At 70.7% G+C, this 24,484-nt stretch carries 21 protein-coding genes; 8 read left to right on the top strand and 13 right to left on the bottom strand.

All coding sequences use genetic code 11. From position 1 onward, the window contains the following. Positions 1-45: 45 nt before the first annotated feature. Genes RPX00_RS42875 through RPX00_RS42845 form a run of 7 tightly spaced genes read right to left on the bottom strand, consistent with a single transcriptional unit; the run spans position 46 to position 7,893 of the window. The gene (locus RPX00_RS42875) at positions 46-1,158 is read right to left on the bottom strand and encodes an ABC transporter substrate-binding protein (RefSeq protein WP_406634423.1); all 1,113 of its coding nucleotides are present in this window, start codon (positions 1,156-1,158) and stop codon (positions 46-48) included. A gap of 40 nt (positions 1,159-1,198) precedes the next feature. Continuing rightward, entirely contained in the window at positions 1,199-2,353 is a 1,155-nt protein-coding gene (locus tag RPX00_RS42870) for an NAD(P)/FAD-dependent oxidoreductase (protein WP_406634421.1), read from the bottom strand. 5 nt (positions 2,354-2,358) lie between these two features. After that, positions 2,359-2,553 carry a ferredoxin gene (locus RPX00_RS42865; protein WP_406634419.1) on the bottom strand — a complete coding sequence of 65 codons (195 nt, stop codon included), beginning with the start codon at positions 2,551-2,553 and terminating at the stop codon, positions 2,359-2,361. A gap of 33 nt (positions 2,554-2,586) precedes the next feature. Beyond that, positions 2,587-2,808 carry a biotin/lipoyl-binding carrier protein gene (locus RPX00_RS42860; protein WP_406634417.1) on the bottom strand — a complete coding sequence of 74 codons (222 nt, stop codon included), beginning with the start codon at positions 2,806-2,808 and terminating at the stop codon, positions 2,587-2,589. A gap of 4 nt (positions 2,809-2,812) precedes the next feature. Continuing rightward, positions 2,813-4,186 carry an acetyl/propionyl/methylcrotonyl-CoA carboxylase subunit alpha gene (locus RPX00_RS42855; protein WP_406634415.1) on the bottom strand — a complete coding sequence of 458 codons (1,374 nt, stop codon included), beginning with the start codon at positions 4,184-4,186 and terminating at the stop codon, positions 2,813-2,815. Between the two features lie 9 nt (positions 4,187-4,195). After that, the gene (locus tag RPX00_RS42850; protein ID WP_406634413.1) at positions 4,196-5,725 is read right to left on the bottom strand and encodes an acyl-CoA carboxylase subunit beta; all 1,530 of its coding nucleotides are present in this window, start codon (positions 5,723-5,725) and stop codon (positions 4,196-4,198) included. Next, complete coding sequence (locus RPX00_RS42845; RefSeq protein ID WP_406634411.1) at positions 5,722-7,893, bottom strand: acetate--CoA ligase family protein; 2,172 nt, start codon at positions 7,891-7,893, stop codon at positions 5,722-5,724. Before RPX00_RS42845 ends, RPX00_RS42850 begins: the two co-directional genes overlap by 4 nt. Before the next feature lie 252 nt (positions 7,894-8,145). On the opposite strand from RPX00_RS42845, the gene RPX00_RS42840 reads away from it, so the two are divergent. Beyond that, positions 8,146-9,384 carry a cytochrome P450 gene (locus tag RPX00_RS42840; RefSeq protein ID WP_406634409.1) on the top strand — a complete coding sequence of 413 codons (1,239 nt, stop codon included), beginning with the start codon at positions 8,146-8,148 and terminating at the stop codon, positions 9,382-9,384. A 47-nt stretch (positions 9,385-9,431) separates the two neighbouring features. Here the strand turns inward: RPX00_RS42840 and RPX00_RS42835 are convergent, their stop codons facing one another. From RPX00_RS42835 to RPX00_RS42825, 3 genes are read right to left on the bottom strand one after another with little or no spacing between them, the layout of a single operon-like run. Beyond that, positions 9,432-10,106, bottom strand: a complete 675-nt coding sequence (locus RPX00_RS42835; RefSeq protein WP_406634407.1) for an SDR family NAD(P)-dependent oxidoreductase — start codon at positions 10,104-10,106, stop codon at positions 9,432-9,434. After that, positions 10,103-10,930, bottom strand: a complete 828-nt coding sequence (locus RPX00_RS42830; RefSeq protein WP_406634405.1) for an ABC transporter permease — start codon at positions 10,928-10,930, stop codon at positions 10,103-10,105. The genes RPX00_RS42835 and RPX00_RS42830 overlap by 4 nt, the downstream gene beginning before the upstream one ends. Further along, on the bottom strand, positions 10,927-11,769 hold the full coding sequence (locus RPX00_RS42825) for an SDR family NAD(P)-dependent oxidoreductase (RefSeq protein ID WP_406634403.1): 843 nt from the start codon (positions 11,767-11,769) through the stop codon (positions 10,927-10,929). Before RPX00_RS42825 ends, RPX00_RS42830 begins: the two co-directional genes overlap by 4 nt. Positions 11,770-11,936: 167 nt before the next feature. Between RPX00_RS42825 and RPX00_RS42820 the strand changes: the two genes are divergently transcribed. The 7 genes from RPX00_RS42820 (at position 11,937) to RPX00_RS42790 (ending at position 19,313) form a co-directional block, all read left to right on the top strand. Beyond that, entirely contained in the window at positions 11,937-12,812 is an 876-nt protein-coding gene (locus tag RPX00_RS42820) for an ABC transporter ATP-binding protein (RefSeq protein WP_406634401.1), read from the top strand. Further along, the gene (locus RPX00_RS42815) at positions 12,809-13,573 is read left to right on the top strand and encodes an alpha/beta fold hydrolase (protein ID WP_406634399.1); all 765 of its coding nucleotides are present in this window, start codon (positions 12,809-12,811) and stop codon (positions 13,571-13,573) included. Before RPX00_RS42820 ends, RPX00_RS42815 begins: the two co-directional genes overlap by 4 nt. Beyond that, entirely contained in the window at positions 13,566-15,446 is a 1,881-nt protein-coding gene (locus RPX00_RS42810; RefSeq protein WP_406634397.1) for an NAD(P)-binding protein, read from the top strand. The genes RPX00_RS42815 and RPX00_RS42810 overlap by 8 nt, the downstream gene beginning before the upstream one ends. 35 nt (positions 15,447-15,481) lie before the next feature. Continuing rightward, positions 15,482-16,309 carry an alpha/beta fold hydrolase gene (locus tag RPX00_RS42805; RefSeq protein ID WP_406634396.1) on the top strand — a complete coding sequence of 276 codons (828 nt, stop codon included), beginning with the start codon at positions 15,482-15,484 and terminating at the stop codon, positions 16,307-16,309. 4 nt (positions 16,310-16,313) lie between these two features. Further along, positions 16,314-17,126, top strand: a complete 813-nt coding sequence (locus RPX00_RS42800) for an SDR family NAD(P)-dependent oxidoreductase (protein ID WP_406634394.1) — start codon at positions 16,314-16,316, stop codon at positions 17,124-17,126. Positions 17,127-17,376: 250 nt separating this feature from the next. Then, positions 17,377-18,273 (top strand): LysR family transcriptional regulator, encoded by an 897-nt coding sequence (locus tag RPX00_RS42795; protein ID WP_406634392.1) that lies wholly within the window; start codon positions 17,377-17,379, stop codon positions 18,271-18,273. A gap of 65 nt (positions 18,274-18,338) precedes the next feature. Beyond that, positions 18,339-19,313, top strand: a complete 975-nt coding sequence (locus tag RPX00_RS42790; RefSeq protein ID WP_406634391.1) for an NADPH:quinone oxidoreductase family protein — start codon at positions 18,339-18,341, stop codon at positions 19,311-19,313. Here RPX00_RS42790 and RPX00_RS42785 read toward each other — a convergent pair. From RPX00_RS42785 to RPX00_RS42775, 3 genes are all read right to left on the bottom strand, one after another. Continuing rightward, entirely contained in the window at positions 19,291-20,151 is an 861-nt protein-coding gene (locus RPX00_RS42785; protein ID WP_406634389.1) for a helix-turn-helix domain-containing protein, read from the bottom strand. The two genes, RPX00_RS42790 and RPX00_RS42785, sit on opposite strands and share 23 nt — an antisense overlap. Before the next feature lie 54 nt (positions 20,152-20,205). Continuing rightward, positions 20,206-21,075 carry an NADP-dependent oxidoreductase gene (locus tag RPX00_RS42780; protein ID WP_406634387.1) on the bottom strand — a complete coding sequence of 290 codons (870 nt, stop codon included), beginning with the start codon at positions 21,073-21,075 and terminating at the stop codon, positions 20,206-20,208. A 342-nt stretch (positions 21,076-21,417) separates the two neighbouring features. Continuing rightward, the gene (locus tag RPX00_RS42775; RefSeq protein ID WP_406634385.1) at positions 21,418-24,411 is read right to left on the bottom strand and encodes a BTAD domain-containing putative transcriptional regulator; all 2,994 of its coding nucleotides are present in this window, start codon (positions 24,409-24,411) and stop codon (positions 21,418-21,420) included. Between the last annotated feature and the right edge of the window lie 73 nt (positions 24,412-24,484).

The following is a 24,484-nucleotide window of genomic DNA, read 5'->3' as shown; positions in this document are numbered from 1 at the left end:
GGCGCCTTGAGGGAGTTCCCTCAAGGCGCCCCTTCGCGTCCGGGGTCAGGCGCGGGCGAAGTCCGCGACCAAGGTCTCGTAGCTGACCTGCCCGGCGGACACCGCGCCGGTCTGCACCGCGACCTTGATCATCAGGTCGATCGCCTCCTTCGTCACCTTCCACTGCGGCTGCAGTTTCGGCACGACGACGTCGGCGAAGTGCTGGACGTACTGCTTCGAGACGCCCAGTCCCTTCCCGTCGAAGCTGTCGGTGTTGAGCAGGTCCGCGGCCTGGTCCCGGTTGGCCAGGATCCAGTCCTTGGCCGCCCATTGCGCCGCCAGCCAGGCTTGGCACGCGTCCGCGTGGGACTTCGCGTAGTCCTCGCGGGCGATGAGGACGTCGACCTGCTGTTTGCTCAGCAGGTCCGGCACGCCGGGGGCGGCGAAGTCGATCAGGACCCGGCCGCCGGTCTGTTCGGCCATCAGCCGCGCGGTGGCGAAGGTGATGCCGACGTACGCGTCGATCTTGCCCGCGTTCATCTGCGCGATCGCGGGCGTCGTCTGGCCGACCGCGAGCGGGGTGATGTCGCCGTCGGAGAGGCCGGCTTGGCGCAGCGCCAGCCGCAGCTGCTTGTCCGCACCGGCCCCGATCGCGGTCACGCCGATCGTTTTGCCTTTCAGCGCGGCCATTTTGTCCGCGAAACTCGCCGAGGCGGACGGCCACGCACCCTTGCCGACGACGATCGAGTAGGTCGTTTCCGGGATGCGCATGCCGATCACGACCGGGCGCTCGCCGGGGCGGGAGTTGGCGAAGGTCGCCATGGTGAGCAGCGTGTCCTGCATCTGGCCGTCGATCTGCCCGGCGGTTTGGAGTTGCATGCCCTGCACGCCGCTGGACGGGTGCAGGAACTTCGGGACCTGGAGGTTGTACTTGCCGTACTGCTTCTGGTCGAGGTTGACCGCGTCGATGAAGTAGTTGTCGCCGGGCGCGGTGGCGACCCGGAACGGGGTGGGCCGCTTGGCCGCGCCTCGCGCGTCGCCGGTGGTGGCGGACGAGGAACCGTCGCCGCAGGCGGCGAGCAGGCTGCCCGCTCCGGCGGCGAGCAGGGAGGCCCCGGCCAGGCGGAGGACGGTGCGGCGGTCGTGGGGCCGGGCGGCGGCCGATTCGGAGAAGGGCACGGCGGGTTTCCTTTCGCTGGCGATGCCGGGTGGGAAGAGGTCAGGGAGCGAGCGCGCGCCGCATGGCCAGGTGTTCGCGGGGCATCCCGACCGTCGCGCCGCCGACGAACCGGTCGCCGAGGAAGGATCGGACGGCGAAGGTCCCGTCCGACGGGCCCGCGGCGAATTCGGTGCGGTCGTGGTCGGCGCGGGGCGCGCCGGCCATCTGCACCTTCACCCCGGCCTGGTCGGTCCAGAACCAGGGCACCGGGCGGTACGGGCCGTCGCGGCCGGTGATCTGCCTGGCGACGTGCAGTGCCGAGTCCATGGCGTGCTGGACGGAGGTGAGCCGGACCGGGCCGCCGTCCAGCGGAAACCGGACGCAGTCGCCGATCGCGCTGATGTGCGGGTCCGAGGTGCGCAGCCGGGGGTCGGCGACGATCCCGTCGTCCACCGTCAGCCCGGCGCGTTCGGCCAGTTCGGTGCACGGGACCGAACCGATGCCGACGACCACGATGTCCGCCTTGATCTCGGAGCCGTCGTCGGTAGTCACCGAAGCGAGGCGGTCGCCGTCGACGGTGAACGCGACCACGGACCGGCCGAGCCGGAACTGGACGCCGTTCGCGCGGTGCCGGTCCAGCAGGAAATCGCTGACCTGCGGCGGGACGGCGTGCGCGAGGATCGAGGGCAGTTGTTCCACGACGGTGACCGCGCAGCCGAGGTCGGCCGCGGCGGTGGCGATCTCCAAGCCGATGAAGCCGCCGCCTGCCAGCAGCATCGACCGGCCTTGGCGCAGTTGCCCGCCCAGTGCGAGAGCGGAGTCCCGATCGTGCAGGTGGAAGACGTTGCGCAGGTGCGCCAGGTCGGTGATCCGGCGTGGTCGCGAGCCGGTGGCCAGCACGAGATGGTCGTAGCACACGGTTTCGCCGGAGCGCAGGCAGAGTGTCTGGTTTGGACGGTCCACAGTGGTCACGGGGTCGCCGAGGACGAGCCGGATGTCCAGAGTGGAATAGTGCGCCGCGTCGTGGAAATAGAGGTGCGCCGGGTCCGGGTCTCGGAGGAACGCTTTCGACAGCGGCGGCCGTTGATATGGCAGCGAGGGCTCGGCGCTGACGAGGGTCAGCTCGCCGTCGTAGCCGAGCCGGCGCAGGGAGGCGGCGGTGTGCACGCCGCCCTGCCCGGCTCCGGCGATCACGACGCGGCGGATCGGGGGCACGGGTCTCAGCGCCCGACGATCTCGATGGCCGCGGTGGGACAGGAGAACACTGCCTCCTCGACGTCTCCGGCCGCGTCGCCCTCGGCCTCGTCGGCCAGCAGGACCACGATGCCGTTGTCGTCCTGGTCGAAGAATTCCGGCGCGGCCAGGACACACTGTCCGGAGCCACAGCATTTGCCCGCGTCCACGGTGAGCTTCATTGCCCGCCCTTTCCCTGCGATGGTGGAATTTCCTTATGGTTCTTCGATGTCCACGAGCGGATCGCCCGCCTGTACCGTCGCTCCTTCCGCGACGTGCACGGCGGTGACCGATCCGGCGTATTCGGCCAGTACCGGGATTTCCATTTTCATCGATTCGAGCACCATCACCGTGGTGTCCGGTTCGACCGCGTCGCCCGCGGCGACCAGGACTTTCCAGACGCTGGCGCCCAGGTCGGCGTTGATTGTCTCGGCCACAGTGCTACCTCCGTGTCGATGCCGCGGGACGGCTGGCGACGGCCGCGACGATGCCGGTGTCGTATCCGCCGCCGGTGAATTCCGGCCGGTCCGCCAGTTCGCGCAGGAACGGCAGATTGGTGCGCAGCGGTCCGACGGCGAATCCGCCGAGTGCTTCCCTGGCGCGTTCGAGCGCGGCTTCCCTGGTCTCGCCGAAGACGCAGATCTTGGCGATCAGCGAATCGAAATGCGGCGTGACCGCGAGACCGGCCCGGTAGCCCGAATCGACGCGGATGCCTTCGCCGCGCGGTTCCGTCCATTCCTCGATGGGGCCGGGGCTCGGGAAGAACCGGACCGGATCCTCGGCGCAGAGCCGGAATTCGATCGCGTGCCCGCGCTGGCGCGGCGCGAACCCGGGCGTCACGGAGCCGGTCGCGGCGATGCTCAGCTGCTGCTCGACCAGGTCGACCCCGTGGATCAGCTCGGTCACCGGGTGCTCGACCTGGATCCGGGTGTTCATCTCCAGGAAGACGAACTCCTGCGTCCGAGCGTCCACTAAGAACTCGACCGTGCCCGCGTTGCGGTAGCCGACCGCGCGGGCCGCGTTGCGTGCCGCATCGTGCAATCGTTGCCGCACAACGGGATCGAGGCCGAGCGCGGGTGCCTCCTCGACGAGCTTCTGGTTGCGGCGCTGCACCGAACAGTCGCGTTCGCCGAGCGTCAGGATCGTGCCGTCGGCGAGTCCGAGCACCTGGACCTCGATGTGCCGTGCCGATTCGACGAACCGTTCAAGGAAGACTCGGTCGGAACCGAAGCTGCGGGACGCGATCGCGCGCGTGCGCTCGAATTCCTTGCGCACCGCGTCGGCGTCGCGTGCGATTGTCATGCCGATGCCGCCTCCGCCGCCGGAAGCCTTGACCATGACCGGATAGCCGATCCGCTCGGCCTCGCGGACGGCTTCGTCCACATCGGACAATGCCGCCCCGGCGCCGCCGCTGACCGGGACCCCGGCGGCCGCGACCCGGTTGCGTGCTTCGACCTTGTCGCCCATCGCGGTGATAGCGTCGGGCGAGGGGCCGACCCAGGTCAGTCCGGCCGCTTCGACAGCGCGGGCGAAGCCGGCGTTCTCGGCGAGGAAGCCGTAACCGGGATGGACCGCGTCGGCTCCGGTTTCCGTTGCCACACGGACGATCTGCTCGATGTCGAGGTAGGCCGCGACCGGTGGGTCGCCGGTGATTTCCCGGGCGAGATCGGCTTCGGCGACACCGGGGAGCCCAGCGTCAACCTCGTGGTGGACGGCGACGGTTTCGACACCGAGCCGCCGCGCGGTGGCGATGATCCGGCGGGCGATTTCGCCGCGGTTGGCGACGAGGATCCGCCGGGGGAAGGGCTGGTTCATCCGATCCGCCTAGTAGCTCGTGGGCCAGGTGCTGAGGAGGTGCTCGCCGACGCCGCCGGTGCGGGTCAGCGCGTTGTCTTCGAGCGCCCCGAGAATGAACTCGCGGGTGTCGGCCGGATCGAGGACGTCCTGCACGCCGTACACGCGGGCGACGTCGTACCCGGTCGAATCCTTCGCCATTTCGGCCAGCCGGCGTTCGTAGAGTTCCGGGTCCGTCGCCTGGTCGATCCCGTGCACCACGCCGACCGCCGAACGCGGATCCATGAAGCTGACTTCGGCGGTCCACCAGGCGGCCATCGCGTCGGTCGTCCAGGCGCCGCCCATGTTCACGTAGCCCTGGCCGTAGTTCTTGCGCAGCATCACCGTCACCTTCGGCACGGTCGCCAGCGACAGGGCGTTCATCCAGTTGATGACCTTGCCGACGATGCCGCCGCGCTCCCCGTCCAGCCCGATGAGGAAGCCGGGCTGGTCGACCAGGAACACGAGCGGGATGTTGTAGGAATCGCACAGCACGATGAAGCTCGTCGCCTTGGCGCACGCCGCCGCGTCGATCGCGCCGCCCTTGAACATCGGGTTGTTCGCGATGATCCCGACCGATTGGCCGTCGATCCGGCACAGCGAGGTGACCAGCGACTTCCCGTAGCGTTCCTTGATCGGGAACACGCTGCCGAGGTCCGCGACCACCTCGATGACCTTGCGCACGTCGTAGACCTTCGTGCGCTCGGGCGGGACGATCGAGCGCAACTGCGCGCCGCGTCCGGCCGAGCCTGCTGGCACTGGCGCGGTCGGAGGCGCCTCGCCGTTGTGCGCGGGCAGGTAGCTGAGGAACCGCCGCAGCAGGTCGATCGCTTCCTCGTCGGTGCCGGCGACCGCGTCGGCGAACCCGGTGATCTCCGAATGCAGCTTCCAGCCGCCGAGATCCTGGCCGTCGACCTGCTGGCCGGTCGCGCGGCTCACCAGCTGCGGGCTCGACACGGCCATGACCGCGCCCTTGCGCAGCACCGCGAAATCCGAGCTGACCGTGTGCCACGCGGCCGAGCCGAACGAGTACCCGAAGGCGGCCGAGACCCACGGATTGGTGCGGCGGCGGAGGAACCGGGTGCGGTCGTTGGCGTTGCCGAGCCCGGTGCCGCCCATGACGTCGGGCATCCGCACCCCGGTGGATTCGGCGAGGTAGACCAGCGGGATCCCGGTGCGGGCGGTGAGGTCCTTGAGGTGGCCCATCTTCTTGTTGCTGACCGCGCCGGACGACGCGCCCTTGACGGTGAAGTCGTAGGCGATGACCCCGGCGCGGCGGCCCTCGACCCGGCCGGTGCCGGTGACCTTGCCGTCGGCGGGGGTCACGTGCTGGTCGGCGTCCACATTGGACGTGGCGAAGAGGCCCGTCTCGCGGAAGGAATCCTCGTCGAAGAGCCGGGCGACGCGTTCGCGGGCGTTCAGCTCGCCCCGTTCGGCCCGGGCGGCGAGCTTGCGTTCGCCGCCCATGCCGAGGGCGTGCGCGCGCCGTTCCTTGTGGCGGAGTTCGTAGTCGATGGTCATCGCTGGCCTTTCCGGTCGTTCAGGCGGCGTTCCTGGAAGTCGAGCAGCGAACGGGCGACCCGCCCGGCTTCCTCGACGGTGCCGAACACCGGCAGGCCGAGCCGATGCGCGAGGCGGGTGTAGCCGGCGATCGCGTCGGCCATGTCCGCGCGGCCGTCGCCCTTGAGCACGAGGAACTGCTGGGCGCCGGCGGGCAGTCCGGCGATACTGCGGATGATCGTGCCGGTGACGTCGCCGTGAGTATCGGCGAGATTGCGCTGGATGATGCCGACGTTGAGGTGCGTGATGAGGACCGCGGGCGGTGCCTCGTCGAGGACGAGGGACAGCAGCTGACCCGCGATCGTGCCGCCGTCCACCGCGAGCGTGCCCGCCGGGGTGTCGATCGGGTTGGCCAGCCCGTTGCCGGGCGGGAGGCCGAGGGCTTCGATCCGCGCGACGGTGCGGTCCGGCAGCTGCGGGACGGAGAATCCGTAGCGCGCCAACGCATCTGTCGCCAGCACGCTCGCGCCGCCGCCGTTGCCGAACAGGACCGCGTCGCGGGCGGGCGGCGGCGGTCCGTCCAGCCGGACGGTGTCGAAAGCCAGCAGCACGTCGAGGAATTCCTCCAGGGAGCCGGTCAACGCGATCCCGGCTTGCCGGCACAGCGCGGGCCACAGCCGGTGGTTCCCGGTGAGTGCGCCGGTGTGGCTGGTCGCGGCGCGCGAACCGGCCGCGGTCCGGCCGCCGGCGAGCAGCGCGACCGGCTTGCTGATGCCCTTCCGCGCCAGCAGGTCCAGCACCTTCCGGCCGGCCGCGAGCGACTCCAGGTACAGGCCGACGACCTCGACGTCCGGTTCGTCCAGCAGATGCTCGACCAGTTCCGCGGCGTCCACATCGGACGCGTTGCCGATGCTGGTCACGCTGTGGAAGGCGAGGTCGCGCGCCGCGCCGAGGCGGAGGATGTCGACGCTCAGCCCGCCGCTTTGGGACACCACCGCGATCCCGCCCGGCGACAGCGGCGGTTCCGGGATGAAGCTGACCCGCGCGGCGGAGCTGTGCATGCCGAGGCAGTTCGGGCCGAGCAGCCGGGTGCCCTGCGCGGTCATCCGGGCGACGAGGTCGCGTTCGAGTTCGACGCCGTCGGGGGCCTCGCCGAAACCGCTGCTGACGACCTGGGCGAACGCGAGAGTCCCGGGTTCGGCGGCCAGTGCGTCCGGGACGATCTTCGCCGGGAGGGCCACGAAGGCGTAGTCGACGGGCTGGCCGGCTTCCCTCATCGACGCGTAGGCGGGCAGGCCCTCGATCTCGGCGGCGGAGGGGTGGATCGGCAGCACGGTGCCGTCGAAGCCGGAACGCCGCAGGCCGGTGAGGTACCGGTTGGCCAGGTTGGTGCCGGTGGCGCTGGCGCCCAGCACGGCGATCGTCCGCGGCCGGAACAGGCGGCCGAAGTCGGTGCGGGCGGGGCGGGCTTCGGCGGCGGGTGGTGCATCCATTGTGGACAGGACCAGCCGGGCGTCGACAGCGACGGCCTGGTCGGCGGTCACGATGACCGGGTTGAGGTCCACTTCGGCGACTTCCGGCGGCAGCGAGGCGAGCAAGCCGTTCTCTCCGCCGACCCGCAGGACCAGGTCCACCAGCGCGTCGAGGTCGGCGGCGGTTCCGCCTCGGGCTCCGCGCAGCAGCGTCGCGCCCTTCAGCTCGGACAGCATCGCCTGGACGTCCGCGGCGGTCAGCGGGGCGATGCCGAAGGAGACGTCGGCGAACACCTCGACGAAGATGCCGCCGAGGCCGAGCATCACCACCCAGCCGACGCCGGGCGTCCGCACCGCGCCGACGATCACCTCGTGGCCCGGCGCGGCCTTCTCCTCGACCAGGAACCGGTCGATCCGGTGGCCGTGCGCGGCGAGCGCGGCGGTCATCGCGGCGGCCTCGGCGGGCAGATCGCCGCGGGAGAGTCCGACTCGGACACCGCCCGCGTCGGACTTGTGCACCAGCGTCGGCGACACCGCCTTGAGCACCAGGTCGCCTTCCAGCTCTCGCGCGGCGATCAGCGGATCGGCGTCGGCCCCGCCGCGCGGCACGGCGATTCCGGCCTCGCGCAGCAGATCCTTGGCTTCGGGCTCGGGGACGACCGGGGCGCCGTCGGCGGCCAGCCCGGCGATCGCGGTCCGCGTCGCATTCTCGGTCAAGCGTCTTCCCTTCGTCGGTGCCCGGCGGCCGGGTCGGGAGCACGGCTCGTGGTGCGGCGAGTCTGACCGGTGCCGGCCGGTCCCGGGAATGCCGCGAACCGTGGACCGGTGATGGCGGTTCGCTATCGCGCCTGCCCGGGCGCGATAGCCGGTCCCGATCGGTGCGCCAGCGAGCGACGCCTTCCGCGGGCGGGGGCGGCGAGGCGATGATGGCCGGAACCCGCGCCTGCCCCTCAGCAGCAAGGAGATCCCGTGGAAGAGCGCACCGCCGCCCGTGACGACTGCCCGCACCTGCGCGCGCTGTCGCTGGATCCGGCCCCGGAACGGCCGCTGGACGATCCGCCGTACTTCGGCGACCTGCGGTCGGGCTGCCCGATCAGCGAGGTCGACCTCGGCGGCGGGAAGACGTCGTGGCTCGCGACGCGGTTCGACGACGTGAAGGCGATCCTGTCCGACACCCGGTTCAGCGCGAACCCGCACACCCCGGGCTTCCCGGTGCGCGGCCTGCCCGGCTCGGACCATCCGCTGGTGGCCGACAGCATGATCCGGCAGGACCCGCCGCTGCACACGACGCTGCGCCGGTGCGTGGTCAAGTACTTCACGCCGCGCGCGGTCGAGAGCTACCGGCCGCAGGTCGAGGACATCGTGGACAGTCACCTCGACGCGCTCGCCGCCGGTTCCGGCACGGCGGATCTGGTGTCGCAGTTCGCGCTGGCCATCCCGACCACGGTGATCACCCGGATGCTGGGCATCCCGATCGAGGACGCGCCGCGGTTTTTCGACCTGACCGAACGGCAGACGACGCTGTCGCTGTCGCAGGAGGAGATGTACCGGACGGTCGAGGAGTTCCGCGCGCTCGGGCTCGAATACGCGGCGCTGAAGGAGGCGAACCCGGCCGACGACCTGCTCAGCCACATCATCCGCGAGCAGTACGAGGCCGGCGGGATCACCCGCGACCAGCTCGCGGCGCTGATCACGATCCTGATCATCGGCGGCCACGACACCACGGCCGGGATGATCGGGCTGTCGATCTACACCCTGCTCCGCCGCCCGGACCAGCTGGCCCTGCTGCGGTCCGGGGAACGCTCGTGGGACGTCGCGATCGAGGAGCTGCTGCGCGTGCACTCGGTCGCCCGGATGGGCCCGCGCCGCGCGGCGACCGAGGACATCACGATCGGCTCGCACACCTTCCGCAAGGGCGAGGGAGTGGTCGCGTCCATCTGGTCGGCGAACCACGACGAGAGCAAATACGCGCGCACGACGTGGGAGGACTTCGAGATCCCGGTCGAGCGGCCGCAGCACCTGGCGTTCAGTTTCGGGCCGCACCAGTGCGTCGGGCAGAACCTGGCGCGGATGGAGCTGAGGGTGGTGCTGCCGCGGATCTTCGCGCGGTTCCCGGGGATGCGGCTGGTGGATCCAGAGGTGACGCATCTGTCCTATCGGGACGATCGGGCGTTCTTCAGTTTGAAGGAATTGAATGTGACCTTGTGAGCGCGCGGAAAGCCCGCTCCTTCGGTTTCGGCCGAGGGAGCGGGCTTTCAGTGTTTGTGTGCCCCGCCGTCGACCACGATGGTCTGGCCGGTCACGAAGGCGGCTCCCTCGGAAAGCAGGAAGCGCACCGGCTCGACGTAATCGTCCACAGTAGACACGCGTTGGATCGCCCTGGCTGCGATGGTCGCCGGTTCGGCGGGCAGGAGGTCTTCGGACAACGCGGTGGCGACCAGCCCGGGGGCGACGACGTTCACGGTGATGCCGCGCGCGCCGAGTTCGGCAGCCATCGACCGAGCGAAGCCGATCACTCCCGCTTTGGCTGCCACGTACGCCGCCAGCTCGGCCGGGCCTTTGAACGCGGTGCCGGAGGAGAAGAGCACGATCCGCCCGCCGTCGGTGATCGACGGAGCGCAGGCCTGCACGACGGCGAGAGTGCCGTGGAGGTTCACCTCCAGGACCCGGGTCCAGTCGCGGACGGGCATGTCCAGGAACGGGCCGGTGCGGCAGATTCCGGCGCAGTGCACGAGCCCCGCCAACGGTACGGGGAGGCCGGCGAGGCCGTCGGGGTCGGTGATGTCGGCGGCGAGGTAGCGCACGCCCGGCACCGGCGCGGCGGGCGCGGCCCGGTCGAGCACGACGACCGGCTGGTCCGCCGCGAGCGACGAGACCAGCCGGGCGCCGATTCCGGCCGAACCCCCGGTGACCAGCAGCGGCGCGGTCACCGGGACCTGCTCGCGACCAGGTGTTCCAGCCCCTTGATCGCGTAGTCGAGCACCATCGACATGACCCCCATGAACAGCAGGACCGCGAACGATTCGGCGACCTTGAAGTTGCCGGTGAGCACGACGAGCCGCTGGCCGAGGCCGTAGTACGCGCCGACCATCTCCGACAGCACCGCGCCGAGCACCGCGTACACCGCGCCCAGGCGCAGCGCGCCCACGATGCTCGGCAGGGCGGACGGCAGCTCGATCTTCAGGAACCGCTGGACCGGCGACATCGACAGGGACCGGGTCAGCTGCAGCACGTCGTGGTCGATTCCGCGCAGCGCGGCGAGCGTCGAGGTGAGCAGGACGAAGTACACGACGCTGCCGGCGACCAGCGCTTTCGGTGCGAAGCCGAGGCCGAACCACAGGATGAAGATCGGGGCGAGCGCGGGCCGGGGCAGGCTGTTGGCCAGGGTCAGGAACGGCGTCGCCGCGCGTTCGAGGACCTCCGAGCGCGAGAACACCACCCCGGTGACGATGCCGAGCAGCCCGCCTGCCGCGAGGCCGACGAGTGCGCCGCTGAAGGTCGCGGACACGTCGGTCCAGAACGCTCCTTCGCCGAGCTGGGTCACGAGTCCTTTCGCGACTTCGTCGGGCGAGGACACGAAGAGCGGGTTCACCAGGCCCTGGCGCGCGGCGAAGTACCAGCCGCCGACGAGTACGACCGCGACGGCGATCCGGATCGTCCACACGCGCAGCCGGACCTGTGCGCGGCGCTTGCGTCGTTCGGCGAAGACGGCGTGTTCCATCGCCGAGAAGTCCGCGACGATCGATCGGCTCATTGTTCCTCCCGGAGGTCGTGCGGGGCGCGCACCAGGTCGATGTCGGCGGGGGTGGCGGTGTGCGGCCCGCCGTTCACGGTCACGGTCTGGCCGGTCAGGTAGGCCGCGCCCGCCGAGCACAGGAACAGGCACACCGGTGCGATGTCCTCGGGGCAGCCGAGCCGGTTCATCGCGACGAACCGGGAGACCCTGGCTTCGACGCCGCCGTCGGCGAAGCGGGACGCGGCGGTGACGACCGCGCCGGGTTCGAGGCAGTTCACCCGGACGTTCGCGTCGGCCCATTCCCACGCCATCGTGCGGGTGAGCGACGCGAGACCGGCCTTCGCCGCCGCGTACGGGCCGCGCAGCGGATGCGCGTGGCCGGCCGACGCCGAGCCGATGTTGACTACCGCGCCGCCGCCTTGCCGCCGGAACGCGGGCAGACACGCCTTCGCGAGGTGGAACGCCCCGCTGAGGTTCGCTTCGAGCATCGCGTTCCACGCGTTGACCGACAGTTCTTCCAGCCGGGCGCCGAAGTTGCCGCCCGCGTTGTTGACCAAAATGTCCACCCGGCCGAAGCGTTCCTCGGCCGAGGCGGCGATTTCGGCGGCAGTCCGCGGATCGCGGATGTTGCCGGTGACGGCGACCGCGTCGCGGCCCTGTGCGCGGATGCGAGCCACGACCTCGTCGAGCACGTCGGCGCGCCGTCCGTGCAGTACGAGATTCGCGCCCGCTTCGGCGAACCGGCCGGCGATCGCGCCGCCGATTCCGCCGGTCGCTCCGGTGACGACCGCGACCCGGCCGTGAAAGTCGAACTGCACGCCGCCGAACGGCGAAACCTCTTGCTGGGCCGGTGTCATCGCGCTCCTCCGAAGGTCCGAGTCCGGACTCAGGCTCGCCACCGGCCGCCGCCGTGGCAACGGTTCGCGGGCTATCGGCGCGATAGCCCTCAGCGGCCGCGGTTCGCATTGACAGCCGAGGTCCCGGTCGCGGAGCATCACGGTTCTCTCGACCAAGCGGAGTTGCAATGAGGCAGACCAGCATGGTGCGTCCGGGGCCGGAATCCGCGCAGCGCAAGGACGAGCGCCCGGGCAAGGCAGGCGCGCCGATCAGTTTCGGCCACGTCAGCCACAACTTCATCCACGGCGAGCGCGCGGTGCTCGTCCTGGAGGATTTCGACCTGGACATCGCGGCGTCGGAGTTCGTGAGCATCGTCGGCCCGTCCGGCTGCGGCAAGACCACGGCGCTGTCCATGGCGGGCGGGCTGGAACGGCCGCGCGCCGGCCGCGTCCTGCTCGACGGCGAACCGGTCGACGGCACGTCCGACGACGTCGCGTTCATGTTCGCCCGCGACGCCCTGCTGCCGTGGCGGCGGGTGCGGCGCAATGTCGAACTCGGCATGGAAGTGCGGCGCGTTCCGGCCGCGGAACGAAGGCGGCGGGCCGACGAATGGCTGCGCCGGGTCCGGCTGGAGGAGTTCGCCGACTCGGACGTGCTGCACCTGTCGCAGGGCATGCGGCAGCGCGTCGCGATCGCGCGCACCCTCGTGCAGAGCCCGCGCGTAGTGCTGATGGACGAGCCCTTCGCCGCGCTGGACGCGCAGACCCGGGCGAACCAGCAGCAGGAGTTCGTGCGGCTCTGGGAGGCCGAACGGCCCACCGTCGTGTTCGTGACGCACGACCTGGAGGAGGCGATCCTGCTGAGCGACCGCGTCGTGCTGATGGCCGCCCGGCCCGGCCGGATCGTCGCGGACCTGCGGATCGACCTGCCGCGCCCGCGTACGCAGGAGATGCGCACGGCGTCGCCGGAATTCGCGAAGTATCTGGCGACGCTGTCCGCTCGGCTGCGGGAGGAAGTGGTGGCGGCGGAGGAACGGCGGCAGGCGGAGGAGGAGCGGGCATGAGCGAAGGTCTGTCCTATCGGGTCACCGGCGACGGGCCGCGGCCGGTGGTGCTGGTGCATTCGCTCGCGCTCGACGGTTCGTGGTTCGAGCCGCTCGCCGCCGAGCTGGGCGGGAGTTTCCGTTGCGTGCTCCCGGATCTTCGCGGGCACGGGGCCAGCGGCGGGGGCGAGATTTCCCTGGCCGCGCTGGCCGACGACCTCGCGCTCCTGGCCCGGCGCCTGCGTCTGCGCCGGTTCGCCGCGGTCGGGATTTCGCTGGGCGGGATGGTCGTGCAGGCGCTGGCGCACCGGCATCCGGACCTGGTCGACGCGGCCGTGCTCATCGCGACCACTGGCGGCTACGACGACGCGGCCCGGGACGGCGCGCGCGCCCGCGCGGAAGCGGCCCGGGCACCAGGCGGACTGGCCGCGCTCGCCGACGCGACGATGACCCGCTGGTTCGGCGACCGCCCGGACCCGTTGCGGGATCGAGCCCGCGAGCAGTTCCTGAGCGGCGACCCCGCGATCCACGCCGCCTATCTGGAAGCGATGACCGCGGTGGGCGGCTTTTCCGTGCCGCCGTCGGTGCCCACGCTGGTCATCGGCGGCGAGGACGACGTCAGCACGCCGCGTCCGGTGCTCGAGAACCTGCACGCGTCGATCCCGCACTCTCAGCTGCGCTTCGCGCCGGGCGGGCACCTCGCCGCGTTCACCCATCCCGCGCCGGTGGCCGCCCTGCTGGCGGAATTCCTCGCCGAGACCCCGAAGGATGCCCGTGTCTAAAGCCCAGCTGTCCCCGGACGAGGTGCGCGACCGGCTGCGGGCCGCGGAGACTCCCGCGCTGCTGATGCTCGTCGCGCACCTGACCGACGATCCGGCCGTGCTGCGCCCGCAGTGGCGGCCGAACCCGGACTTGCTGCCCGCCACCGGCCTCGACGCGGAGACCGACCTGGAGGCGCGGGAGTTCTGTTTCGCGACACTGGAGCCATATCTGGCCGGTGTCGCCGATTGGCCTGCTTCGCCGTCCGAGACGGTTCTCGAAGCGATCGCGGCTTGGGCGCTCGACCGTTCCGCCGGGGAAGACGCCGATTTGCTGCGCGTCGCGTTCGTGCCGCCGGGCACTGATCCGCGCGCTCCGAAGTGGACGAAGGCCGACCTCGACCCGGCGCGGCCGATGCGGGTGGCGATCGTCGGGGCCGGGCTGTCCGGGCTGATGGCCGGGCTGCGGATGAAGCAGGCCGGAATCGACTTCACGATCTTCGAGAAGAACGCCGACGTCGGCGGGACCTGGTACGAGAACAGCTATCCGGACTGCCGGATCGACGTGCACAGCCACATCTACACGTATTCATTCTTCCCGCACGACTGGCCGTCGTACTTCTGCCGCCAGGACGTCATCCACTCCTACCTGCGCGGGTTCGCCGAGGAAAACGGGCTGCTGGACCACATCCGCTTCGGGGCCGAGGTCGTCTCGGCGGCCTGGGACGACGAGCGGCAGCACTGGGCGGTCACCACGACCGAGACCGAGGAATTCTCCGTGCTCGTGTCCGCGGTCGGCCAGCTGAACCGGCCGATGATCCCGCGCATCGACGGCCTCGACACCTTCGGCGGCCCGGTGTTCCACACCGCGAAGTGGGACCACGACGTGGATCTCGCCGGGAAACGCGTGGCGATCATCGGGACCGGCGCGACCGGCGTCCAGGTGGCCCCGGCGATCGCCAGGGAAGCGGAATCGCTGACGGTTTTCCAGCGCAGCGCCCCGTATCTGCAGCCGACCCCGGAACTGCGCCAGGAAATCCCGGAGGCGGAACGGGCGCTGCTGCGCGATATTCCGTTGTACCGCGCCTATTACCGGTTCTCGATCTTCCTGCCGCGCGCGATCGGACGGCTTGCCGCGGCGACGGTCGACCCGGCTTATCCGCCCACCGAAAAGGCGGTTTCGGCGGCCAACGAGCAATTGCGGCAGCTGCTCACCGGCTATCTGCTGAACCAGGTCGAGGACCGGCCGGATCTCGCGGCGAAAATCATTCCGGACTATCCGCCGGGCGCGAAACGGATCATCCGCGACGACGGGACCTGGATCGCCACGCTCAAACAGGACCACGTCGAACTCGTCACCGAACGCATCGCGCGCGTGGACGGCAGCGGGATCCACACCGAGGACGGCCACTACGTCCCGGTCGACGTCATCGTCTTCGGCACCGGTTTCACCGCTTCGGATTTCCTCATGCCGATGAAGGTCACCGGGGCGGGCGGGGTCGATCTGCACGAATCGTGGGGCGTCGACGCGTGCGCCTACCTCGGATTGACCGTTCCGGACTTTCCGAACCTGTTCTGCATGTACGGCCCCAACACCAACCTGTTGCTGCACGGCAATCTCGTGCTGTTCATCGAATGCCAGTCGGTGTATTTGCTGAGCGCCGTGGAGCAGTTGCTGTCCACCGGCAAGTCCTCGCTTTCCCTGCGGCGGGACGTTTTCGCCAAGTACCGCGACGAGGTCGGCGAAGCGAGCGCATTGCGCGTGTGGGGCTGGTCCAAGACGCACAGCTGGTACCAGAACGCGGAAGGCCGCTCGACGATCATGTGGCCGCTTTCCGCGCATCGCTACATCAGTGCCACCCAAGCCGTCGATCCCGAACAGTACGAGTTCCGGTGACCGACCCCGTCCGTCCTAAGGAGACAGTTATCGCTGTGATCACCGAACACACGACGGTCGTGAACGACCTCGAAACCCGTTATCTCGCCGGGGGAGAAGGCCGCGAGTCCACTGTGGTCTTTCTCCACGACGGTGCCTGGGGCGCGTCCGCGGACGTCACCTGGGGCGCGGTGGCTTCGCTCGCGACCCGCACGCACCGCGTCGTCGCGCCGGATCTGCTTGGCTTCGGCGGTTCGGCCAAAGCCGTCCGGCTGGACCAGTCGCCGTTCGGGTTCCGGCTGCGCCACGTCTACGCACTGCTCGACCAGCTCGGTGTCGACGGCCCGGTGCACCTGATCGGCAACTCGTTCGGCGGCTCGATCGCGTTGCGCGCCCTGCTGGACCCTAGTGCGAACGGCCGGATCGCCTCGGTCGCTTCGATCAGCGGCACCGGCGGCCCGTGGCGCAGCGCGGCCAGCGCCGAACTCGCCAGTTACGACGGTACCCGCGAGGACATGGCCCGGCTGGTGCGGCTGCTGTGCGACGACTACCCGGGCATCGAGGACCAGATCGACGCCCGCATGCGGTGGGCGGCCATGCCCGGGCACTACGCCGGAATGCTCGCCCCGCACGCGACGCCGCCGGAGCCGCTGCGCCTCGCCCGGCCCGCCGATCCGTACCCAGCGCCGTTCGCCGACGTCACGACGCCGGTCCTGCTGTTCGACTGCGCGGGCGATCCACTGGTCGAGCGCGGCTGGGTGAAACACCTGGCCGACCTCACCCCGGCGGTGACCGTGGCGCCGGTCCCGTACCGGCACGCCCCGAACATCAGCCACCCCGAGCAGACTTGGCGCGTCATCGCCGACTTCGTGAACGGAGCCTGAAACCGTGTTCGACGATCCTCACGACGCCGTCGCCGCCCCGGATGTCCCGCACGAGCGGCTGTTCCGCCTTGACGGCAAACGGTTCGCCGTACTGGGCGGCGCGGCCGGCATCGGCGAGCACGTCGCCCGCACCCTCGGCTCGCTCGGCGCGGAGCTGCTCCTGGTTGACGTGGACCAGTCCGCACTGGAGAAACTGGCCGTAGAGCTTGGCGCGGACCGGTTCGCCGCCGACGTGTCCACCGAGGACGGTGCGCGGGCGCTGGCCGAGTACGCCGCGGGCGCGCCGTTGCACGGGTTCGTCGACGTCATCGGCCACATGACGCGAAAACCGTTGCCGGACTTCACGCTCGCCGAGTGGGAAAAGGACTTCCGGGTCAACCTGACGCACGCGTTCCTCGCCGCCCAGCACCTGGTGCCGCTGCTGGCCAGGCCGGATTCCGCGATCGTGTACGTCTCCAGCATCAACGGCAGCCGGGCCGGAAGCTACGCGGCCGGATACGGCCCGGCGAAGGCCGCGCTCGAAGGCTGGGTGCGGCAGCTGGCCGACGAGTACGGGCCGGAAGGCATCCGGGTCAACGCGGTCGCGCCCGGATTGTTCCTCTCGCCCCGGTTCCTCGCCGGCGCGCACGCCCGCACGATGATCGAGCAGTTCAGCGGAAAGACGATGCTGCGTCGGCTCGGCCAGCCCTACGAGGTCGCCGCTGCCATCGCGTTCCTGCTGACCCCGGCGGCGGGCTATGTGACCGGCGCGACGCTCGCGATCGACGGCGGGGCCCGCGCGGTGGACGCGACCGGCCTCGACGCCCTCGCGCGCTGAGCGTCGGGGAGTGCACACGGTGGTGGGAAGGCCGGTGGCCGTGGCGGGACGCGGTGGCGCCGAATGCCTGGGCGATGTTCGGGTGGTTCAGCGGTGAGGCGATGGTGCGGTGGCTCGGCTGGTCGTGCGAGGTCGCTGTGTTCGGGTCTCGGCGGTCTTGTGCGCTGAGCGTCGGGGAGTGCTCGACCATACGATGGCCGGGAGACCGGCGGCAGCGGCGCCGCCGGTCCGGCGTGAGTAGGGGTCGAGCGTGAGATTCGAGCAGCTGCGCTACCTCGAAGCGGCATTGCGCACCGGATCGTTCCGGCAGGCGGCGCACGAACTGGGCGTGTCCCAGCCGACGATCACCAATCAGGTGCAGCGGCTCGAGGAAGACCTCGGCGTCGTCCTCGTCATGCGCGGCGCGCACGGCGTGCGGCCGACGGACGCGGCGGAGCGGATCCTGCCGCACGTGAAATCCGCGATCCGGGCCGAGGACCTGCTCCGGCAGGAGGCCAGCGCGATCGACGGCCTCAAGATCGGCACGGTGAGCATGGGCACCGTCGCGATCGGCAGCATGCGCGTGCTGCCGCGGCTGGTGCGCGAAATGCACGAAGGGCACCCGAACATCCGCTTCGAGGTGACTGAGGGCGGCACCTACGTCGTGCGCGACGGCGTGCTGGACGGGACGTTCGACCTCGGCCTGATCACCCGCGTCCCGCTGCCCGGCGAGCCGCCGGACGACGAACGGCTGCACTACGTCGACCTGATGACCGGCCGGCTGGTGCTGTGCGTGCCCGACAGCCATCCGCTGGCCCGCGCGGAGACGTTCGACCTCGACGACCTGTCCGGCGAGCCGCTGATCTTCTTCCGCGAGGGCAGCATCCTTCGCCGCGCGTTCGAGGAGCTGACCAGCGGCATCGACGCGCGGATCGTGTACACCACCGACGGGGCCGAGACCGCGCAGCGGATGGTGCGCGCCGGGGTGGGGATCGCCATCGCGAACACGCTCGCGCCGTCGACGACCAGCGGGAACGGGGTCACGCTGATCCCCATCAACAAGCCGTGGGCGCAGACGACGCTGTCGGCGATCGTGCGGACCGGCGAGCTGCGCGGGCGGATCGTCGAGACTCTGCTGCGCCGGATCCGGTCGTCGAAGAGCACCTAGCCGTGGACCCGCGATAGCCGGTGGCTGCTTCACTTCGGCGGCCGCGGACTTTAGGGTCCGGAACCATGGACGCCGTACACATCAAGGATCTCGAAGGCCCGTCGACCGTCTCCGTCGTCGAGGTCGATTCGCCCGCGCGCGCCGCTGACCAGGTGCTCATCGACGTGCACGCGGCCGGGGTGTCGTTCCCGGACGTGCTGCAGACGCGCGGGCTGTACCAGGTCAAACCGGAGCTGCCGTTCATTCCGGGCGCCGAGGTCGCCGGGGTCGTGGCGGAGGCTCCGGAAGGCGCGGCGGTGCGGGCCGGGGACCGGGTCGCGGCGCTGCCGTTTCTGGGCGGGTTCGCCGGGCAGGTCGCGTGCGCGGCGGACGCGGTGTTCCCGATTCCGGACGACTTGGGCTTCGAGCAGGCGGCGGCGATTCCGTTCAACTACCTGACCGCGCACTTCGCGCTGTGCCGGCGCGGCCGGATGGCGGCCGGGGAAACCGTGCTGGTGCACGGTGCCGCCGGTGGGGTCGGGACGGCAGTCATCCAGGTCGCGAAGGCGTTCGGCGCGGGCAAGGTGCTCGGGGTGGTCTCGACGCCGGAGAAGGGCGAGGCGGCGGTCGCGGCCGGGGCGGACGAGTACGTGCTGGCGGACGGGTTCAAGGACGCGGTGAAAGCGGCGACCGGCGGGCGCGGCGTCGACGTGATCGCGGACGTCGTCGGCGGCGACCGGTTCACCGATTCGCTGCGCTGTCTCGCCGCGGACGGGCGGATGCTGGTCATCGGGTTCACCGGCGGGTCGATTCCCGAGGTGAAGGTGAACCGGTTGCTGCTCAACAACTTGGACGTCATCGGCGTCGGATGGGGCGCGTACGCGCTGCCGCGGCCGGGGTATCTACGGGGGCAGTGGGCGGAGCTGCTGCCGAAGCTGGCCGAGGGCGCGATCGTGCCGCCGCTGGGCGGGAGCTACCCGCTGGCGGAGGTGCGGGACGCGCTGGAGGCCATCGAAAACCGGAAGGCGATGGGGAAGCTCATCCTCGCCGTGCGTCCATAGCGGACTGTTCCGGGGCGAGGTCCTGGGTGCCGATGGCGGCCAGCAGGTCGAGGTGATCGCTGCCCGGCGGGGCGGTGAACCACAAGAGGCGCTGGCCGCCGTCCTCGCTAAGCAGGTTCATGCAGTCGAGTTCGAGCGTGCCGAGCGTCGGGTGGAGGAGCCGTTTGCGGTCGGTGCGCCGGACCGCGACTTCTCGCTGTTCCCAGAGGTGCCTGAATTCCTCGCTGCGGGCCTGGAGGGTGGTGAGGAGTTCGTCGGCCAGTGCGTCGCGGCCGCGTTTGGCGATCGCGGCGCGCAGGTCGGCGACGAAGACGCGGGACTGGTGCTCGTGTTCGTCCGGGTGGTACCGCTCGCGCGCCGCGGGGTCGGTGAACCACTGGTAGACGAAGCTGGCCTGGACGCCGTCGCCGGGAACCGGGGCGCCGAGCAGCGCCTCGGCGAGCCGGTTCTGCACGAGCGGGACGCTGAGGTCGGTCATGACCTGCGCCGGCGTCGCGGACAGCTGTTCGAGGAGGTTGAGCAGGGCGGGCTGGACGTGCGCGTTGCCGCTCGACGCGGGCGGGAGCGGGCGGCCGGCCAGGTGGTAGAGGTGGTCGCGTTCGTCGCTGGTCAGCCGCAGCGCGCGGGCCAGCGCGGCCAGCATCTGCTCGGACGGCTGGGCGCCGCGGCCCTGTTCGAGCTGTCCGTAGTAGTCGACCGAGGCGCGGGCCAGGGTGGCGACCTCGTCGCGGCGCAACCCGGCCACCCGGCGGCGCGGCCCGGCGGAGAGGCCGACCTCCGCCGGGCTGATCCGGTCGCGTCGCGACTTGAGATAGCCGCCCAGTTCACGCAGGTCCATGCCCGCCACTATGCCTTCGCGCGGCCGGCCGCTGCCAGGCGTCGCCGGCACCACCTACGCGACGCTGAGCAGGACTTTGCCTCGTGCGTGGCCTTCGGCGAGGTAGGCGAAGGCTTGCGCGCCGTCGGCCAGCGGGAGCGTGCGGTCGACGAGCACTTCGAGGTCGGCCACCTTCGCCAGCCGGGCGGCGTCCGAGGTGTGGAACACGAACTCCGCCCCCTCGGCCGGGGAGGGCGTGGTTACGAGGAGCCCGCCTGGCTTGAGCACGGCTCGTGACCTGGTCAGCACGTCCCCGCCGACGGTGTCGAGTACGACGTCGATGCCGCGGAGGCGGCTGTCGAAGGCGGTTTGCCGGTAGTCGATGACCGAGTCGGCGCCGAGCTTTTCCGCGATGGCGACCCCTGAACCGGATGCGGTCGCGATGACGCGCGCGCCGAGCCGCCGGGCGATTTGGACCGCGAAGCTGCCGACGCCACCGGCTGCGGCGTGGATGAGGACTGTCTGTCCTGGTTGGACGTTCGCGACTTCGACCAGCGCCTGCCACGCGGTCGCGGCGGCGGTGGGGATGCCTGCGGCGGTTTTGAGTTCGATCTGCGACGGTGCGGAGGTCAGCTGAGCTGCGTCGATCACGACCTTCTCGGCGAAGGCCCCACCGGTGCCGGGATCGAGACGGCCGATGACGGGATCGCCGATCTGCCAGCCGGGGCCGGGGGTGGCGATCCGTCCGGAGAAGTCGGTGCCGGGGACGTAGGGGAGCGGGGCGGGGAAGAAGTCGCGCATGGTTCCGGCGGCGATTTTGAGGTCCAGCGGGTTGATGGCTGCTGCCACGACGTCGACTACGGCCTGGTGGGGTTCCGGGGTCGGGTCGGGGAGTTCGGTGAGGACGGGGGCTTTGCCGAACTCGGTGATCTGGAGGGCTTTCATGCTGCCAGGGTGCGGGGGATGGGGCGGGGGAGCTAGGCGGTGGTTGTCCTGGTGACGGCGTCGCCTGGCTTAGGTTAGGAGCGCTTCCTCGACCGACAGTTGGGCGCCGCGTTGGAAGGCTGTCGCGAAGTCGGGGCCGAGAATTGCTTGTGCCGCTTTGGTGATCCGGTCGACGTCGCCCCGTTCGGCGGCTGGGAGGGGTGCGTCGACGCTGCGTCGTGCCGCGTCGGCGGCGCCGAGGAGTACTGCTGCGCGTTGGGCGCCGGACCGGTGCCCGTCCAGGACTCGGGCGTAGCCGTCCGTGCCACATGACTCTGGAGTTCGGCGGTGAAACCGAATCGCTCATAAGACCAGCTTTACCGCTTCCTCGACCGACAGCTGGGCACCGAGTTGGAAGGCTGTCGCGAAGTCGGGTCCGAGAATTGCTTGTGCCGCTTCGGTGATCCGGTCCACATCACCCCGCTCAGCGGCCGGAAGCGGAGCATCGACGCTGCGCCGTGCCGCGTCGGCTGCGCCGAGCAGCACTGCTGCGCGTTCGGCACCAGACCGATGCCCGTCCAGGACCGCGGTGCCCGCCAAGCCTTCCAGCGACAGCGCGTAAGCACGCGGCTCATCCAGCACCCGGGCATAGCCCAGACTCCGCAGATGATGTTCCCGCGCCCGCACCAAATCGCCCCGGAGTTCGGCTGCGAAACCGAACTCCGCGTGCAGCAGATGGTCGCCCGCGGTGGAGGACAGGCCGCGGTATTCGTCGCGGATGTGGGTCAGGTGGCGTTCGGCGGCGTCGAGATCGCCGGAGCGGCGGGCGCCGAGGGCGAGGCCCATTTCGGCGTGGATCCGGCCGTAGGCGTAGCCGTGCGCGGCGGCCGTGCGGAGGGCTTGTTCGTGCAGGTCGCGGGCTCGGTCCCAGTCGCGTTCGAGCAGGGCCAGGCGGCCTAGGCCGGACAGCCTCGCCGAGACTTCCGCTTGCAGGTCCAGTTCGCGCGCGATGGCGAGTCCCTCGTGCTGGCGGCGGGCGGCTTCCGCGTAGTCGCCCTTGATTTCGGCGAGGGCGGCCAGCGGCGGGATGGTCTGCAGTTCGCCCCAGCGGTCGCCGAGGCGGCGGAAGAGTTCGGCGCTGCGTGCGCCGTCTCGGCCGAGTCCGGCCAGGTCGCCGCTGACCAGGCTGAGCATCGCGCGCAGGCCGAGTGCGGCGGCGATGCCCCAGTCGTCGCCCGAGGCGGTCGACAGGTCGAGGGCGCGCGCGTTCACCTCGCGGCTGGCTGTCGTGTCGCCGACGCTGAACAGGCTGTAGGCGCGCAGCCACAGCGCACGAGCGTCGTCCGGGGAATCGGGCGGGGCCGGCGAACCGGTCAGCAGGGCGAACGATCCATTGAGGACAGTGAGTTCCGGATTCGGTTCTACGACACGGGAAACGGCGGACAGCATCCGCCGCCCTTCGGTGAGACGGCCGCGCAGCAGCCACCACCAGGACAACGCCGTCACGAGCCGGACCGCCTCGTCGGGCGCGCGGCAGATCGCTTCGTCCAAGGCTGCGCGCAGGTTGCCTGCTTCGGCGTCCAGACGGGTCAGCCAGGTTCGTTGGGCTGCGCCGTGCAGTTGGGCGTTCTCGGCGAGTTCTAGGTAGTGGTGCAGGTGCCGGTCGCGCGTCGCAGTGGGGTCGGCCAGTCGTTCGAGGGCGTAGGCGGCGACGGATTCCAGCAGCCGATACCGGACCCCGGCCGGGCCGTTCGTGACGGTTATCAGCGAACGGTCGACCAGCCGCAGCACCAGGTCGAGCACGTCGTCGGCGCAGACGGCTTCGGCGGCGGCCAGGTCGAAACTGTCGCGGTGCACGGCGAGCCTGCTCAGCACGGTTCTCTCCGGGTCGCTGAGCAGGTCCCAGCTCCAGTCGAGCACCGCGCGCAAGGTTTGCTGCCGGGCCGGAGCGCCGCGTGAGCCTCGGGTCAGGACGGCGAATCGGTCGTTGAGGCGCGCCGCCAGTTCGCGGACACCCAAGCCGCGTACGCGGGTGGCGGCGAGTTCGAGCGCGAGCGGGAGACCGTCGAGGCGACGGCAGATTTCGGCGATCGTGTCGGGGTCGCCCGCGAAGCCGGGGGCGGAGGCGGCGGCTCGTTCGGTGAAGAGCCGGACGGCGTCCTCGGGCGGCAGCGGCTCCACCGGGAACACGGTCTCGCCGGGCACGCCGAGCGGTTCCTGGCTGGTGGCCAGAATGCGCAGGTGCCGGGTGCTGCGGAGAAGTGTTTGGACGAGTTCGGCGGCGGCGTCGACGACGTGCTCGCAGTTGTCCAGGACCAGCAGCAGGTGCCGGTCGCGCAGGGCGTTGGCGAGCCGTTGGGGTGGAGAGGAGGAGTCGATCGAGTCGCGGATGCCGAGCGTGGCGGCGGTGGTTTCGGCGAGGTCGGCGGCGGTACCGCGCAGACCCGCGAACTCGACCAGCCAGACGGGTCGTGAGTGTTCACCCCGGTTAGAACCGGCGACCCCCAACGCCAGCCGCGATTTGCCGACCCCGCCCGGTCCGGTCAGCGTCACCAGCCTGGCTGACAGCCCGGCCACCTGCGCGACCGCCTCCTCTCGCCCGATCAGCGGCGTCAGCGCCTGGGGGAGATTGCCGCGCGGCTCGGAGTCCTGGCGGAGCAGCGATTCGTACAACGCGCGCAGTTCTGGACTGGGGTCGACGCCCAGTTCCTCGGCGAGCCGGACGCGGAGATCTGTGTACGAGGCAAGGGCTTCGCTCTGCCGTCCGCTCAAGTACAGTGCGCGCATTTGCGCCGCCCGCAAGCCTTCCCGGAGCGGGTGCTGCGCGATGACTTCGGTCAAGCTGTCCGCAGCGGAGTAGTCGCCTGCTTCGACTTGCGCGGCGGCCTGCTCCTCCAGAGCGGTTAGGCGCAGTTCGGCCAGTCGATGCGCGGCGGAGCGGGCGAACTCGCAATCGGCGAAGTCGGCGAACGGCTTGCCGCGCCACAGGTCCAGGGCTTCGGCGAACCGTGCGGCCCGGGCTGCTGGATCCGGCGTCGCGCGGGCCTGGGCGACGAGGTCGCGGAACTGGGCGGCGTCCGAGTGCTCGATGCGCAGCCGGTAGCCGGCGGGGTGCCGTTCGACGCCGTCGCGGCCGACGATTCGCCGCAGTTGCGACACCTTGGCCTGCAGGGCGCCCGCGGGCTTGCCGGGCGGGTGATCGCCCCACAGGTCTTGGATGAGCCGGTCCGGGGTGACAGGCCCGCCGTCGTGCGCCAGCAGGGCGGCGAGGAGCGCGCGGACTTTGGTTTCGGGGACGGTGATCGGCGTGCCTGTCTCGTCCCAGACCGCGAGCGGGCCGAGTACCCCGAACCGCATTCGCCGCTCCCGTCGCGCCGTCAGGTCACCGTAAGTCGATCGTAAGCATTCCCGAAGCCTCGGTCCGCACAGT

It is taken from the genome of Amycolatopsis sp. WGS_07, from assembly GCF_045278895.1.
Classification (GTDB): Bacteria; Actinomycetota; Actinomycetes; order Mycobacteriales; family Pseudonocardiaceae; genus Amycolatopsis.
Note: the sequence above shows the minus strand (reverse complement) of the source record. Positions and strands in the feature narration are given on the sequence as shown.

Bases quoted from the DNA above. Each gene is read 5' to 3' on its own strand.
- RPX00_RS42865 (WP_406634419.1), bottom strand. From the start codon at position 2,553: ATGAAGCTCACCGTGGACGCGGGCAAATGCTGTGGCTCCGGACAGTGT.
- RPX00_RS42855 (WP_406634415.1), bottom strand. From the start codon at position 4,186: ATGAACCAGCCCTTCCCCCGGCGGATCCTCGTCGCCAACCGCGGCGAA.
- RPX00_RS42850 (WP_406634413.1), bottom strand. From the start codon at position 5,725: ATGACCATCGACTACGAACTCCGCCACAAGGAACGGCGCGCGCACGCC.
- RPX00_RS42830 (WP_406634405.1), bottom strand. From the start codon at position 10,930: ATGAGCCGATCGATCGTCGCGGACTTCTCGGCGATGGAACACGCCGTC.
- RPX00_RS42825 (WP_406634403.1), bottom strand. From the start codon at position 11,769: ATGACACCGGCCCAGCAAGAGGTTTCGCCGTTCGGCGGCGTGCAGTTC.
- RPX00_RS42820 (WP_406634401.1), top strand. From the start codon at position 11,937: ATGAGGCAGACCAGCATGGTGCGTCCGGGGCCGGAATCCGCGCAGCGC.
- RPX00_RS42815 (WP_406634399.1), top strand. From the start codon at position 12,809: ATGAGCGAAGGTCTGTCCTATCGGGTCACCGGCGACGGGCCGCGGCCG.
- RPX00_RS42790 (WP_406634391.1), top strand. From the start codon at position 18,339: ATGGACGCCGTACACATCAAGGATCTCGAAGGCCCGTCGACCGTCTCC.
- RPX00_RS42785 (WP_406634389.1), bottom strand. From the start codon at position 20,151: ATGGACCTGCGTGAACTGGGCGGCTATCTCAAGTCGCGACGCGACCGG.
- RPX00_RS42780 (WP_406634387.1), bottom strand. From the start codon at position 21,075: ATGAAAGCCCTCCAGATCACCGAGTTCGGCAAAGCCCCCGTCCTCACC.
- RPX00_RS42775 (WP_406634385.1), bottom strand. From the start codon at position 24,411: ATGCGGTTCGGGGTACTCGGCCCGCTCGCGGTCTGGGACGAGACAGGC.